Raw genomic sequence first — 13,903 nt, 5'->3', positions numbered from 1 at the left:
TTTTCAGTTGGAGCGGCAACGCACGTGGCAGGCGATCCCTATAAGGAACTAGGCGTTTCGAAGGGCGCGAGCGCGGACGAGATCAAGAAGGCGTTCCGCAAGCTGGCCAAGGAGCTGCACCCCGACAAGAATCCCGGGGACAAGATCACCGAGGACAAGTTCAAACGGGTGACGGCCGCCTTCGACATCCTGGGCGATGCCGAGAAACGGGCCAAGTACGACGCCGGCCAGCTGGATAACGACGGCAACGAACAGTACCGGGGCTTCGGCGGCGGCGGCCGTGCGGGGGGCGGTCCGTTCGGGCAAGGCGGCTTTTCGGGCGGCGGCGGCCCTGGCGGGCGCGCCAACTTCGAGGGCGTCGATCTGGACGACCTGTTCGGCATGTTCGGCGGCGGCGGGCGTCAGCGCGGCGCGCGGGACTTCACCGCGCGCGGTCAGGATGTGAAGGCGACGCTGGACATCAGTCTGGAAGACGCGATCGCCGGGGCGACCAAGCGAATTCAGTTTTCTGATGGACGCACGCTGGATGTGACCATTCCCAAGGGGGCGGCGGATGGCCAGACTATTCGCTTGCGGGGGCAAGGATCGCCCGGACGTGGCGCCGAGAACGGCGACGCCCTGATCGAGCTGAAGATCGAGCCGCACCCCATCTACAAGCGTGACGGCGCGGACCTGACTATGGATCTACCGGTATCGGTGCCAGATGCGGTGCTGGGCGCCAAGGTTCGGGTTCCAACGCCCGAGGGCGTGGTGCAGATGACGATTCCGGCCGGCTCCAACTCCGGCAAGCTGCTGCGCCTGAAGGGGCGGGGCGCCTTCGCCCAGGGACGTCGGGGCGATCTGTTGGCGCGACTGGTGGTTACTCTGCCGGATGAGCCGGATGCGGCCCTGGTCAAATTCGCCGAAGACTGGCGCGCCAAGCGGCCCTATACGCCGGGACGTTGAGCGGCGCTCCAGCAGCGCCAAGCGCGGTAGCACAAGGGAAAAGCCATGATCGCAAAGCCTGATGTGAAGCCGGCGCGGCCGTGGTTTTCGGCCGGGCCGACGGCCAAGCGGCCTGGGTACAGCTTGGCCGGTCTGCCGCAGGATTTGCTGGGGCGAGGCATTCGCGCGCCGGAGGTGGTGGAGCGGTTCGCGCAGGGTTTGCGGCTAACGCGGGCGGTGCTGGAAGTGCCGGAGAGCCATGTCCTGCTCTATACGCCGGGGTCCGACACCGGCGCGGTCGAGGCAGCCTTGTGGGGGATGCTGGGAGCTCGCCAAGTGCAGGTGGTGGCTTTCGAGAATTTCGGCCTGACCTGGTTGGCTGACGTGCGGGATCATCTGGGCCTGGAGCCAGAGGCCCTGACGGCGCCTTGGGGCGAACTGCCGGACCTGAGCTTGGTCGACTGGTCCAAGGACGTGGTGTTTCCATGGAATGGCACGACCTCGGGCGTTCGTGTGCCGGACGCCGACTGGATCGCCGATGATCGCGAGGGCCTGGCGATCTGCGACGCCACCTCGGCCGCCTTCGCCATGGATCTGCCTTGGGACAAGCTGGATGTGGTGACGTTCAGTTTCCAGAAGGCGCTGGGGGGAGAGGCCGGCATCGGCGTGGTGGCGCTGTCACCGCGGGCGGTGCAGCGGCTGGATACTTATCGGCCGGATCGGGCCATTCCCAAACTGCTGCGGTTGACGGACGGCAAGGGGTTTGACCGGGCGCTGGGCGATGGGGTGGCGATCAACACCTTTTCGATCTTGACCCTCGAGGACTGGATTGATGCGCTGGAGTGGGCGCAAGGGATCGGCGGGCTGACCGAACTGATCCGGCGGACGGACGCAAACTACGCCGCCTTGGCCGAATGGGTGGTGCGGACCGACTGGCTCGACTTTCTGCCCGAACGGCCAGAGATCCGCTCGACCACCTCGGTTTGTCTGAAGTTCACAGACCCGCGCATCGCGGCCCTGGACGCAGAGGCGCAGAAGGCCTTCGTGATGCGCTTCAAGGCCCTGCTGGAAGGCGAGGCGGCGGTGTTCGATATGGAGCCGCACCGGAATGCGCCGCCAGGGCTGAGGCTGTGGTGCGGCTGCACGGTCGAGGTCGCCGATGTGGTGGCGGCGACGCCGTGGCTGGAGTGGGCGTTTGAGACGGCGGCGGCTGAAGTCGCATAAATGCGCGAGACGGGACGACATCGGATGATTCCCTCGCTATAGGCTGCGCCCGCATTCAAGCGGAGAGACGGCTTTGGCGAACGTGGCTGTAGTCGGCGCCCAGTGGGGCGACGAGGGCAAGGGCAAGATCGTGGATTGGCTGTCCAACCGCGCCGACATGGTCGTGCGGTTCCAGGGCGGTCACAATGCGGGCCATACGCTGGTCGTGGATGGCAAGGTCTATAAGCTGGCCCTGCTGCCCTCGGGCGTGGTTCAGGGCAAGCCGTCGATCATCGGCAATGGCGTGGTTGTGGACCCCTGGCACCTGGTGGGCGAGATCTCCAAGATCGAGGCCCAGGGCGTGGCCATCAGCCCCGACATCCTGACCATCGCCGATAACGCCTGCCTGATCCTGCCGATCCACCCGGCGCTGGACGTGGCGCGTGAGGCGGCGGCTAGCGCACCGGGCGCCAAGATCGGCACGACCGGTCGCGGCATCGGTCCTGCCTATGAGGACAAGGTCGGCCGGCGGGCGATCCGGGTCTGCGACCTGGCCAATGAAGACGACCTGAAGGTCAAGATCGAGCGTCTGCGCTCGCACCACGATCCGCTGCGTGCGGGCCTGGGGCTGGAGCCGATCGACCCGGAGGCGTTGCTGGCGTCGCTGCTGGAGATCGCGCCGAAGATCCTGCCCTATGTGAAGCCGGCCTGGCGGGTGCTGGACCAGGCGCAAAAGGACGGCAAACGGGTGTTGTTCGAGGGGGCGCAGGGCGCCTTCCTGGATGTGGACCACGGCACCTATCCCTATGTAACCAGCTCCAACACCGTGGCGGGCCAGGCGGCGGCGGGGTCGGGCATCGGGCCGCGCGGCGTCGGCTATGTGCTGGGCATCGTGAAGGCCTATACGACCCGCGTCGGTGAAGGCCCGTTCGCCTGCGAGCTGGATGACGAGGTCGGACAGCATCTCGCGACTGTCGGCCGCGAGGTCGGGGTGAATACGGGCCGGGCGCGGCGCTGCGGCTGGTTCGACGCTGTGCTGGTGCGTCAGTCGGTGGCGATCAACGGCATCGACGGCATCGCCCTGACCAAGCTGGACGTGCTGGACGGGTTGAAGACGCTGAAGATTTGCGTCGGCTACAAGGTTGATGGCGAGGTACTCGATTATCTGCCGTCCAGCCTGAGGGCCCAGGCGGCGGCCGAACCCGTATTCGAGGAACTGGAAGGCTGGAGCGAAAGCACCGCCGGGGTCCGCAGCTTCAAGGACATCAATGCCAACGCCATAAAATATGTGCGGCGGATCGAGGAACTGATCGGCGCGCCGGTGGCTCTGCTGTCGACCAGTCCCGAGCGGGATGACACGATCCTGATGCGAGATCCCTTCCAGGGGTGAGACGAAAAGGCGCTTCGATTCAACGGGCCTTAACCAGCAGAAGCTAGGGTTCCGACTGAAACCGGAGCAGAAGCCCTTGTTCACCGCCGACACCAGAACCCTGAGCCGCATCGAGCCCGCAGTGCGCCGGGTCGTGATCGTCGAGCCGAACGTCGCCGCCTCGCGACTTCTGTCCGACATCATGAAGGGCCTAGGCGCGCGCGAGGTTTATGTCGCGGTGAACGAAGAAGGCGCGCTCGAGCTGCTGCGCGATGTAGAGCCGGGAATCATCTTTACCGAACGCGCCGGCGAGGCGCTGAACGGGGAGACCTTGGCGCGGCGGATTCGTCGGTCGAACATGGCGTGCCGCACGGCGCCGATCATTATGATCACCAATGAGGCCACGGCCGCCGCCATCAAGGGCGCGCGCGACGCCGGCGTGCACGAGTTCCTGCGCAAGCCCTATACGATTGGCGACCTGTTCAAACGGGTGGAGAACGTCGCCCTGAAGTCACGGCCCTGGGTGGAGGCCGTCGGCTATGTCGGTCCTGATCGGCGTCGCTTCAACTCTGGCGAATATTCCGGAGCGCGCAAGCGCCGGGCGGACGGCGCCAGCGGCGGCAAGATTGACGTCAAGGATCAGGCCATCCGAATCTTGGCGGCGGCCATAGCCCAGTTTGATCAGGATCCGGCTCAGGCTATTCGGGCGATTCACCAGCAGGCTCAAACTTTAAAGGGCCTGGCGGTCAAGGGCGGTGACGCCAAACTGGCTATTGCAGCCGGCGGACTGGAAGCCTTTATGGGATCCGGCGCCGTGACCAAGGCGGGGCTGTTGATGCCGATCGACGAACTGTTGGCGACTGCAAGATCGGCTCCTGTAGTCGAGATGGCCCGGGCGTCCTGAGCCGACGTCACCTGAGGCGTCGCCACAGGTGACGTCGGCTTCGGATCAGGCGTCGACGAGGTTGCGCTCTTCAGCGGCGGCGCGCATGGCCTTCTGCAGCTTCTCGAAGGCGCGGACCTCAATCTGACGAACGCGCTCGCGCGACACGCCGTACTCGCCGGCGAGCTCTTCCAGAGTGACCGGGTCATCCTTCAGGCGGCGCTCGGTCAGAATGTGTTTCTCGCGATCTGTCAGCTCTTCCATGGCCTCTTGAAGGAGGCTCATGCGAATGCCCTTTTCCTCGTCTTCAGCGAGCTGGGTTTCCTGGGAAACGGCCGTATCGTCGGCCAGCCAGTCCTGCCATTCGCTTTCACCGTCGGCGCGCAGCGGCGCGTTCAGCGAGGCGTCGCCGCCGAGGCGACGGTTCATGTTGGTGACTTCTTCCTCGCTGACGCCCAGTTTGGTGGCGATGGCGGCGAGGTGTTCGGGGTGCAGATCGCCCTCCTCGAAGGCCGAGATCTGGCTCTTGGCCTTGCGAAGGTTGAAGAACAGCTTCTTCTGCGCTGCGGTGGTGCCCATCTTCACGAGCGACCAGCTGCGCAGGATATACTCCTGGATCGAGGCGCGGATCCACCACATGGCGTAGGTCGCCAGGCGGAAGCCCTTGTCCGGGTCGAACTTCTTGACGGCCTGCATCAGACCGACATTGCCTTCGGAGATCACTTCGCCGATCGGCAGGCCGTAGCCGCGATACCCCATGGCGATCTTGGCCACGAGACGAAGGTGCGAGGTCACGAGACGGTGGGCGGCCTCGGGGTCCTGGTGCTCCGACCAACGCTTGGCGAGCATGAACTCCTCGTCCTTGGTCAGCATCGGAAACTTGCGGATTTCCGTCAGGTAACGCGACAGGCCTTGTTCAGGCGACATCACCGCGAGCGTACTATTGGCAGCCATATGGTCCCTCCGACCGTCAAACGAGCGGGTTCTTCGTCGTCGGCCACGGCGTGTGCGCCGACGTCTCACCCCTCAACCGGTAAAGTAGCGATGGGTTGCCGCCATTTTTAGAGGCGGCGGGTCACACGAAAGCGTGACCGTGGCCCCGGCGCCACTTACGCCGACAGGACCTCCATATAGAACTTAGTCAGTTGCTATTCAAGATTGACTGCGCGAGGCACCGTGTGCGGGTGCTGCGCCTAAAGCCCCAGAATACCCCGGTATGTCGGGTGCACCGTATCCGCGTACTCGGGGTGCTTCTTCAAATAGGAGGAGAAGAAGGGGCAGACCGGGAGGATCAGCAGATTGCGGGCCTTTGCGTCGGCCAGCACATGCTTCGCCAATCGGCTGGCGATGCCCTGGCCTTCGAGACGTTCCGGCACCAAGGTTTCGGTGATCATCAGGTTCGGCGGGGACAGGTTGTAGGTGACGACCGCCACCTCGCCATCCACGGGCAGTTCGTAACGCTTGAGTTCATCGTTGTCGCGAATATCGGGGTCAATCATGGCAGGCCTCAGAAGTCGGAGAGCAGGGCTTCAAGCCGCATGATATCAGGGGGCGGGGCGGTCTCGAAGCGCAGGGTTTCGCCGGTGACGGGATGGACGAAACCCAGGACCGCCGCGTGCAGGGCCTGACGGCTCAGGCCGGCTTCCGCGATGGCGGCCCGCACCGCCACAGCGGAGCTGCCAGAGCCATAGGTAGCGTCGCCGAGGATGGGGGAGCCCTTGGAAGACAGGTGGACGCGGATCTGGTGGGTCCGGCCGGTGTGGAGCGTGCAGGCGACGCGGGCGGCCATTGGCGCGCCGCCTGATTTGGCGGGTTCGCCGAAGGTCGTCTGGACGACATAGTCGGTGATCGCCTCGCGGCCGCCGGCCTTCAGCACAGCCATCTTCTTGCGGTCACCGGTCGAGCGTCCGATGCGGGTTTCGATCCGGCCTCTGGACGGTGACGGCGCGCCGCGCGTCAGGGCGATATAGGTGCGTTCGATATCGTGGGTCGCGAATAGGGCGGACAGGCCTTGGTGGGCGCGGTCGGTCTTGGCGGCGACCATGACGCCGGAGGTGTCCTTGTCCAGGCGGTGGACGATGCCGGGGCGCGCGACCCCGCCTATGCCCGACAGACTGTCGCCGCAGTGGGCGAGCAGGGCGTTGACCAGGGTGCCTGTCTCGCAGCCCGGCGCCGGGTGGGCGGCCATGCCGGCGGGTTTGTCGATAACGATCAGGTCGGCGTCCTCGTACAGGACCGTCAGGGGGATGGCTTCGGGCTGAGGCGTCGCCGGGGCGACGGGCGGCAGGGCGACGATATAGAGGCCGGGCTGGGCCTTGGCGGAGCCGCCGGTCAGGACCGCGCCGTCGCGACGGACAGCGCCTTCCGCCAGCAGAGCCTGGAGCCGGGCGCGGGACAGCGTCGGGAAGGCGTCCGCTAACACCTTGTCCAGGCGACCCCCGGGCGCGTTGATGCGGGCTTCCAGCACCTCCATGGCGGCTGGGGGCGGGGGCAGGTCGTCTTCGTCGATCAGATCAGGGTCGGGCACTTGCGCTCCCTAGCATGACGCGCGGCTTGCGCGATGACCTGTCGTCGTTCGATAGTGAAGCTTGGGGCGGAGGGGAATCCGATGAAGCGTTTTCTGATCACGGGCGGCGGGATCGCTGCAGCGGCGATGCTGGGCAGTTGCACGACCATGAGCAAGGACGAATGTCTGGCCGGCGCCTGGGGGGAAAAGGGCTATGCCGACGGGGCGGCAGGCTATCCGATGAGCCGGCTGGACGACCACGCCAAGGCCTGTGAGAAATATCAGGCGCCGCCCAATCCGGCCGCCTATGGATCGGCGCGCGAGGACGGGCTGAGAAGCTACTGCACCTTCCAGCGGGGCTGGGTCGAGGGGCGGACGGGCAATAGCTACTACGGCGTCTGCCGACCCGAAGAGGAGGTGGAGTTCCTGCCCGCCTATAACGACGGGCGCAGGCTGCATGAGGTCGAGGCGGCGGTCGACAACGCTGAAAGCGCGCTGAGCAGCGCCGAGTCCCGTATCGAGGATCGCGAGGACAAGCTGGACGCCAAGCAGCGCGAACTGCGCCAGGACGGCCTGACGGACGAACAGAAGCAGCGGATTCGTGATCGAATCGACGAGGTGCGCGGGGAAGTCCGCGACGCGCGCCGCAACGCTCGAGAAGCGCGCGACGCCCTGGATCGCGCCGAATGGGACCTGCGCCAGGTGCGCGGCGAACTGAGCGGCCGCTACCCGGTGTTCTGATCGATCAGGCGGCTTTGACGGCGGCGCCGCGGAAGGACGGGTCAAGGTCGCCCGAGGCGTAACGGTGGGCCATCTGGGCGGTGGACAGGGGGCGGATCCGCGACGCCTGACCCTCGCAGCCAAACTGCTGATACCGCTCCAAGCAGAGCTTCTTCATCGCCGCCTTGGCGGGCTTCAGATAGGCGCGCGGATCGAACTCGCGCGGGTTTTCCATCAGCGCCTTACGGATGGCGCCGGTGATGGCCATGCGGTTGTCGGTGTCGATATTGACCTTGCGCACGCCGTGGCGGATGCCGCGCTGGATTTCCTCGACCGGCACGCCCCAGGTCTGGGGCATTTCGCCGCCGTACTGGTTGATAATGTCCTGCAGGTCCTGCGGCACCGACGAGCTGCCGTGCATCACCAGGTGGGTGTTGGGCAGGCGGCGGTGGATGTCCTCGATCACATTCATGGCCAGGATGTCGCCGTCCGGCTTCTTGCTGAACTTGTAGGCGCCGTGGCTGGTGCCCATGGCGATGGCCAGGGCGTCGACCTTGGTGGCGGCGACGAAGTCGACGGCCTGATCCGGGTCGGTCAGCAGTTGCGAATGATCCAGCTTGCCTTCGAAGCCGTGGCCGTCCTCCGCCTCGCCCATGCCGGTTTCCAGCGAGCCCAGAACGCCCAGCTCGCCCTCGACAGAGACGCCGCAGGCGTGGGCCATTTCGGTGACGCGGCGCGTGACCTCGACATTGTACTCGTAGGAGGCGGGGGTCTTGGCGTCCTCTTCCAGCGAGCCGTCCATCATCACCGAGGTGAAGCCGTACTGGATGGCGGTGGCGCAGGTGGCCGGGCCGTTGCCGTGGTCCTGGTGCATGCAGACCGGGATATCGGGATAAAGTTCAGCCAGGGCGTCGATCAGCTTGGCCAGGACGATGTCGTTGGCGTAGTTGCGGGCGCCGCGCGAGGCCTGGATGATGACCGGGGCGTTGACCTCGTGGGCCGCCTCCATGATCGCCAGACCCTGCTCCATATTGTTGATGTTGTAGGCGGGCAGGGCGTAGTCGTTCTCTGCCGCGTGGTCGAGCAGCTGTCGCAGCGTGATGCGCGCCATGATGAAATCTCCTGAGCCGAAAGTCTTTTATGATTGGGCGGGAGACTAGCGTTGCGGCGCAGCAAAGTCACGCTGTGTAACAGCGAGTTCCTCTGGGCCTATTCGATCTGATCAGAGGCGTGATCCGCTTGCATCGCAGGGTAAGAGCAAGCGCCCAAGTCCTGCTATTCGGCAGGGTGGGCGGCGTCCCAGTCGGCCTGTTCGCGACGCTCGCGTTCGATATCCTTGGCCCATCCGTGTTCTAGAATGCGCCAGTAGACGAACAGGAAAACACCCACGCCGATGCCTGCAAGTTGGGGCAACCAAGTCGGATCAATCGTCAAGATTATTCCTCCAAGTCCGTGAGCACACGTTGAGCGAACATGTGCAACGCCGCGAATATAGCACAAGTCACTGCGAATTTCACTGGGGAACCTTGAAATCCGGCGGCCGAAAAGACCGGAGTCAGGACGCCGATCCCGAGGACAGCGATGCCCGATGTGTTCAGGGTGGTGGCGACCAGTTTGCGCTGTTCGTTCCGCGCCGTCTTGCCGAAACGACGCGGATCGAACGGGCGGGTCACGCCTGCAAGGCCTCGACGCCCGGCAGGGGCTTGCCCTCCATCCATTCCAGGAAGGCGCCGCCGGCGGTGGAGACGAAGGTCATGTCGTCTGACACGCCCGCGTGGTTCAGGGCCGACACCGTGTCGCCGCCGCCGCCGACGGCGACCAGCACTCTGGCCTTGGCCAGAGCCGCCGCATGGCGGGCGACGGCCACGGTGGCGGCGTCGAAGGGCGGAACCTCGAACACGCCCAGGGGGCCATTCCAGATCAGGGTCTTCGACGCCGTCAGGGCCTCAAGCAGGCGCGCGACCGTGGCCGGACCGGCGTCCAGGATCTTGTCGTCGGCCGACAGGGCGGCCCCGGCGACGACGGGGCGTGACGCGGCGCCCGGCTTGACCTCTGTCGCCACCACGAAATCGACGGGCAGCAGCAGCGCACAACCCCGCGCCTCGGCCTCGGCCATGATCTCGCGGGCCGTGTCGGCCATGTCGCGTTCGGCCAGCGAACCGCCGATGTCGATGCCCTGGGCGAACAGGAAGGTGTTGGCCATGCCGCCGCCGATGGCCAGCCGGTCCAGCTTGCCGACCAGGTTCTTCAGCAGGTCCAGCTTGGTCGAAACCTTGGCGCCGCCGACGATGCCGATGACCGGCTTTTGCGGATTGCCCAGGGCGGCGTCCAAAGCGTCCAGCTCGCGGCGCATGGACTCGCCGGCGTAGGCGGGCAGGTGGTGCGCGATCCCTTCGGTCGAGGCGTGGGCGCGGTGGGCGGCCGAGAAGGCGTCGTTGACATAGAGGTCGCCCAGATCGGCCAGTTTCTGGGCGAAGACCGGATCATTGGCCTCTTCCGCCGCATGGAAGCGCACGTTCTCCAGCAGGACCACGCCGCCGGCGTCCAGGTCGCGGATGGCGTCCACGGCGTCCGGGCCGATGCAGTCGTCGGCGAAGCGGACCGGGGCGCCGAGCAGTTCCTCCAGCGGCAGGACCACCGGCTTCAGGCTCATCGACGGGACGCGCTGGCCCTTGGGCCGGTCGAAGTGGGCCAGCAGTGCGACCTTGGCGCCGGCGTCGCGCAGACGCTGGATCGTCGGCAGGGCGACCCGCAGCCGGGTGTCGTCCGTGACCTTGCCGCCCTCCATCGGGACATTGAAGTCCACACGGACCAGGGCCGTCTTGCCGGCGAGGTCCTTGGCGTCGTCGAGGGTGCGGAAGGTCATGGCTTAAATCTCTCATGTTCCTTCTCCCATGGGGAGAAGGTGGCTCGCGGAGCGAGACGGATGAGGGACAGCCGGTGGGCCAATTCGCACACCGTGCCCCTCACCCTTTCGCGCCAGAACGGCGGCTTGCGCCGCCGTGCGCTCAAGCCCTCTCCCGCCGGGAGAGGGAGGCGGGGTTTACAGGAACTTCGCCATCACCAGGGCCGTGTCGGCCATGCGGGTCGCGAAGCCCCATTCGTTGTCGTACCAGCTGAGCACGCGGGCCAGCTTGCCGTCGACGACTTGGGTCTGGGGCAGGGCGGCGGTGGACGAAGCGGCGATGTGGTTCAGGTCGCTGGAGACCAGCGGGTCCGTCGTCGTGAACAGGACGCCCTTCATCGGGCCGTCGGCGGCGGCCTGAAGCGCGGCGTTGATCTCGTCCACCGAGGTGTCGCGGCCGGAGACGACCTTCAGATCGACGACCGAGACGTTCGGGGTCGGGACGCGGATCGACGATCCGTCCAGCTTGCCCTTCAGTTCCGGCAGGACCAGGCCCAGGGCCTTGGCGGCGCCGGTCGAGGTCGGGATCATCGACAGGGCGGCGGCGCGGGCGCGGTACAGATCCTTGTGCATCGTATCCAGCGTCGGCTGGTCGCCGGTGTAGGAGTGGATGGTGGTCATATAGCCGCGCTCGATGCCGAACAGGTCGTTCAGCACCTTGGCGACGGGGGCCAGGGCGTTGGTGGTGCACGAGCCGTTCGAAACGATGATGTCGTCGGCGGTCAGGGTCTCGTGGTTGACCTTATAGACGATGGTCTTGTCGGCGCCCTCGGCGGGAGCCGAGACGAGGACGCGCTTGGCGCCGGCCTTCAGGTGGGCGCTGGCCTTGTCCTTGGCGGTGAAGATGCCGGTGCATTCGAAGGCGATGTCCACCTTCAGTTCGGCGTGCGGCAGGTTGGCGGGGTCGCGCTCGGCCGTCACCTTGATCTTGCCCGTGCCGACGTCGATCCAGTCTTCGCCCGAGGTCACCGTGCCGGGGAAGCGGCCGTGAACCGAGTCGTAGCGGAATAGGTGGGCGTTGGTCTCCACCGGGCCCAGATCGTTGATCGCCACCACTTCGATGTCCGTGCGGCCGTGCTCGATGATCGAGCGAAGGACGAGACGGCCGATGCGGCCGAAACCATTGATGGCGACGCGAACGGTCATGGGGAGGCTCCTCTGAACGATTATGTTGTTGGGCGTCTCAATGGAACTGTCGCGGCCCGGTTTCAACCCCGCCGCCGCGCCTTAAGCCTAACTTGGCGTGAGCAAGCGTTGCGGTTCGGGTGAGTTTGGAGGGCATCAGGCAAGAAACACCTCTGCGGAGGCGGTTTGGCATGCATTGAGCAAAATTTTTGCGACAGGGGTTGTGCGACCCCGGCCGGTATGGTTTCTTGGCGTCAGAACAAGGAGCCCCCGTGGCCACGATGACGCGCGACATGATGAAGGGACGCGCCGCTCAGGCGGCAGCGGCCGTTCGCGCGCCGAACGGCCTAGAGGCCCCTGTATTCCTCATTCTCCTCGTACTCCTCGGCCTGCTTACGCAAGCGGCGTGGATGCACGCGACCTGACCTAAACACACTCAGGATCGCCTCGCACCACCCCGCTCCCGATAAGGAAGCGGGGTTTTTCGTGCTTGGCGGTTCAAAAAGAACCGGACCGATGACGCAAGATTTTACCTCTCAGCCCAGAACGCCCAACGCGCGCAGCGCGGCGGTGACGGCCGGCCCGAACCGGGCCGCCGCCCGCTCGTATCTGCGCGCCGCCGGCATGCAGGACGCTGACTTCGACAAGCCGATGATCGGCATCGTCAACACCTGGTCGACGGTCACCCCGTGCAACATGCACCTGGACCGCCTGGCCAAGGACGTGCGCGCCGGCATCATCGCGGCGGGCGGCTATCCGGTCGATTTCAACACCATCGTCGTCACCGACGGCATCTCGATGGGCACGGCGGGCATGAAGGCCTCGCTGATCAGCCGCGAGGTCGTCGCCGACTCCATCGAACTGGCCATCGAGGGCCACCAGCTGGACGGCGTGGTCTGCATCGTCGGCTGCGACAAGACGATCCCGGCGGCGGCCATGGCCCTCGCGCGGATGGATATCCCGGGCCTGGTCTATTACGGCGGCACCATCATGCCCGGCGTGATCGGGGCGAGGGAGGTCTCGGTCCAGGAGGTGTTCGAGGCCATCGGCGCCCATTCGGCCGGGACGCTGGACGACGCCGGCCTGAAGGCGGTCGAACAGGCCGTCTGCCCCGGCGCCGGGGCCTGCGGCGGCCAGTTCACGGCCAACACCATGGCCATGGCCCTGTCGGTCATGGGCATCTCGCCCATGGGCGCCAATGACGTCCCGGCGGTCGATCCCGGCAAGGCCGCCGAGGGCGAACGCTGCGGCCGACTGATCGTCGAACGGGTCTTCGCCGGCGACACCGCCCGCAAATACATCACCCGCGCCAGCCTGAAGAACGCCGCCGTTGCGGTTTCGGCCTCGGGCGGATCGACCAACGCGGTCATGCACCTGACGGCCATCGCGGCCGAGGCCGGCGTCGATTTCGGCGTCGAGGACTGTCACCAGGCCTGCGTCGAGGCGCCGGTCATCTGCGACCTGAAGCCGGGCGGCCGCTTCCTGGCCTCGCACCTGTTCGCCGTCGGCGGCACCCGCCTGGTCACCCAGCGGATGGCCGAAGCCGGCAAGATCGTGAACACCCCCACCGTCAGCGGCCGCAGCCTGTTCGCCGAGGCGGCCGAGGCCGAGGAAACTCCCGGCCAGGTGGTCGTGACCACCTTCGACGCTCCGGTCATGGACCGCGGCAGCTTCGCCGTCATCTATGGCGACGTCGCCCCCGAGGGCGCGGTCATCAAGCTGACCGGACACAAGGTCGATAAGTTCGAAGGCCCGGCCTGCGTCTTCGACAGCGAGGAAGACGCCTTCCACGCTGTCCAGGACGGTTCTGTCGGCGAAGGCGACGTCATCATCATCCGCTACGAAGGGCCCAAGGGCGGCCCGGGCATGCGCGAGATGCTGCAGGTCACCGCCGCCCTGAAGGGCCGCAAGATCGACAATGTCGCCCTGCTGACCGACGGTCGCTTCTCGGGCGCCAGCTACGGCTTCGTCGCCGGCCACGTCTCGCCGGAAGCCGCCGTCGGCGGCCCGATCGCTCTCATTCGCGATGGTGACCGCATCACCATCGACGTCACCAACCGCCGCATCGACGTCAATGTCGATCTGGCGACGCGCCGGGCGGGCTTTACGCCCCACGTAGTCCGCCCGGCGCGAGGTGTCTTCGCCAAGTACCGCGCCTCGGTCGCCTCGGCGGCCCAGGGCGCGGTCACCATTCCCAACCCGCCGCCGGCCCAGATCCCCGATTTTGGCCAGGCGTCTCACAAATCCACTGCTGCTCAGGACGCCTGA

At 66.2% G+C, this 13,903-nt stretch carries 14 protein-coding genes; 6 read left to right on the top strand and 8 right to left on the bottom strand.

All coding sequences use genetic code 11. The annotated features are described in order from the left end of the window. Positions 1-24: 24 nt before the first annotated feature. From ACW170_RS01040 to ACW170_RS01025, 4 genes are all read left to right on the top strand, one after another. The gene (locus ACW170_RS01040; RefSeq protein ID WP_492087853.1) at positions 25-945 is read left to right on the top strand and encodes a DnaJ C-terminal domain-containing protein; all 921 of its coding nucleotides are present in this window, start codon (positions 25-27) and stop codon (positions 943-945) included. 45 nt (positions 946-990) lie between these two features. Further along, positions 991-2,148 (top strand): phosphoserine transaminase, encoded by a 1,158-nt coding sequence (locus ACW170_RS01035; protein WP_492087852.1) that lies wholly within the window; start codon positions 991-993, stop codon positions 2,146-2,148. Between the two features lie 73 nt (positions 2,149-2,221). Further along, the gene (locus ACW170_RS01030; RefSeq protein ID WP_492087851.1) at positions 2,222-3,517 is read left to right on the top strand and encodes an adenylosuccinate synthase; all 1,296 of its coding nucleotides are present in this window, start codon (positions 2,222-2,224) and stop codon (positions 3,515-3,517) included. Positions 3,518-3,593: 76 nt separating this feature from the next. After that, positions 3,594-4,400 carry a response regulator gene (locus ACW170_RS01025; RefSeq protein ID WP_492087850.1) on the top strand — a complete coding sequence of 269 codons (807 nt, stop codon included), beginning with the start codon at positions 3,594-3,596 and terminating at the stop codon, positions 4,398-4,400. 45 nt (positions 4,401-4,445) lie between these two features. On the opposite strand, the gene rpoH is transcribed toward ACW170_RS01025, so the two are convergent. From rpoH to ACW170_RS01010, 3 genes are all read right to left on the bottom strand, one after another. Further along, positions 4,446-5,333 (bottom strand): RNA polymerase sigma factor RpoH, encoded by an 888-nt coding sequence (gene rpoH, locus ACW170_RS01020; RefSeq protein WP_267514364.1) that lies wholly within the window; start codon positions 5,331-5,333, stop codon positions 4,446-4,448. A gap of 239 nt (positions 5,334-5,572) precedes the next feature. After that, complete coding sequence (locus tag ACW170_RS01015) at positions 5,573-5,878, bottom strand: GNAT family N-acetyltransferase (protein ID WP_492087849.1); 306 nt, start codon at positions 5,876-5,878, stop codon at positions 5,573-5,575. An 8-nt stretch (positions 5,879-5,886) separates the two neighbouring features. Continuing rightward, positions 5,887-6,852, bottom strand: a complete 966-nt coding sequence (locus ACW170_RS01010; protein ID WP_492089213.1) for an RluA family pseudouridine synthase — start codon at positions 6,850-6,852, stop codon at positions 5,887-5,889. Between the two features lie 135 nt (positions 6,853-6,987). Here ACW170_RS01010 and ACW170_RS01005 point away from each other — a divergent pair, with 135 nt between their 5' ends. Continuing rightward, entirely contained in the window at positions 6,988-7,626 is a 639-nt protein-coding gene (locus ACW170_RS01005; protein ID WP_492087848.1) for a DUF2799 domain-containing protein, read from the top strand. A gap of 4 nt (positions 7,627-7,630) precedes the next feature. Here the strand turns inward: ACW170_RS01005 and fba are convergent, their stop codons facing one another. The 5 genes from fba to gap form a co-directional block, all read right to left on the bottom strand. Then, entirely contained in the window at positions 7,631-8,716 is a 1,086-nt protein-coding gene (fba, locus tag ACW170_RS01000; protein ID WP_267514358.1) for a class II fructose-bisphosphate aldolase, read from the bottom strand. Between the two features lie 164 nt (positions 8,717-8,880). After that, positions 8,881-9,039 carry a hypothetical protein gene (locus tag ACW170_RS00995; RefSeq protein ID WP_492087847.1) on the bottom strand — a complete coding sequence of 53 codons (159 nt, stop codon included), beginning with the start codon at positions 9,037-9,039 and terminating at the stop codon, positions 8,881-8,883. Positions 9,040-9,041: 2 nt separating this feature from the next. Beyond that, positions 9,042-9,278, bottom strand: a complete 237-nt coding sequence (locus tag ACW170_RS00990; RefSeq protein WP_492087846.1) for a hypothetical protein — start codon at positions 9,276-9,278, stop codon at positions 9,042-9,044. Further along, complete coding sequence (locus tag ACW170_RS00985; protein WP_492087845.1) at positions 9,275-10,471, bottom strand: phosphoglycerate kinase; 1,197 nt, start codon at positions 10,469-10,471, stop codon at positions 9,275-9,277. The genes ACW170_RS00990 and ACW170_RS00985 overlap by 4 nt, the downstream gene beginning before the upstream one ends. A gap of 177 nt (positions 10,472-10,648) precedes the next feature. Continuing rightward, positions 10,649-11,656, bottom strand: coding sequence for a type I glyceraldehyde-3-phosphate dehydrogenase (gene gap / locus ACW170_RS00980; protein WP_492087844.1), 1,008 nt, complete (start codon positions 11,654-11,656; stop codon positions 10,649-10,651). A gap of 495 nt (positions 11,657-12,151) precedes the next feature. Between gap and ilvD the strand changes: the two genes are divergently transcribed. Beyond that, positions 12,152-13,903, top strand: a complete 1,752-nt coding sequence (gene ilvD / locus ACW170_RS00975) for a dihydroxy-acid dehydratase (protein WP_492087843.1) — start codon at positions 12,152-12,154, stop codon at positions 13,901-13,903.

The sequence above is a fragment of the Brevundimonas sp. FV2ps16 genome (assembly GCF_058681075.1).
This window is presented reverse-complemented; position numbering and strand designations above follow the sequence as displayed.

Bases quoted from the DNA above. Each gene is read 5' to 3' on its own strand.
- ACW170_RS01035 (WP_492087852.1), top strand. From the start codon at position 991: ATGATCGCAAAGCCTGATGTGAAGCCGGCGCGGCCGTGGTTTTCGGCC.
- rpoH (WP_267514364.1), bottom strand. From the start codon at position 5,333: ATGGCTGCCAATAGTACGCTCGCGGTGATGTCGCCTGAACAAGGCCTG.
- ACW170_RS01015 (WP_492087849.1), bottom strand. From the start codon at position 5,878: ATGATTGACCCCGATATTCGCGACAACGATGAACTCAAGCGTTACGAA.
- ACW170_RS01010 (WP_492089213.1), bottom strand. From the start codon at position 6,852: ATGGAGGTGCTGGAAGCCCGCATCAACGCGCCCGGGGGTCGCCTGGAC.
- ACW170_RS01005 (WP_492087848.1), top strand. From the start codon at position 6,988: ATGAAGCGTTTTCTGATCACGGGCGGCGGGATCGCTGCAGCGGCGATG.
- fba (WP_267514358.1), bottom strand. From the start codon at position 8,716: ATGGCGCGCATCACGCTGCGACAGCTGCTCGACCACGCGGCAGAGAAC.
- ACW170_RS00985 (WP_492087845.1), bottom strand. From the start codon at position 10,471: ATGACCTTCCGCACCCTCGACGACGCCAAGGACCTCGCCGGCAAGACG.
- gap (WP_492087844.1), bottom strand. From the start codon at position 11,656: ATGACCGTTCGCGTCGCCATCAATGGTTTCGGCCGCATCGGCCGTCTC.
- ilvD (WP_492087843.1), top strand. From the start codon at position 12,152: ATGACGCAAGATTTTACCTCTCAGCCCAGAACGCCCAACGCGCGCAGC.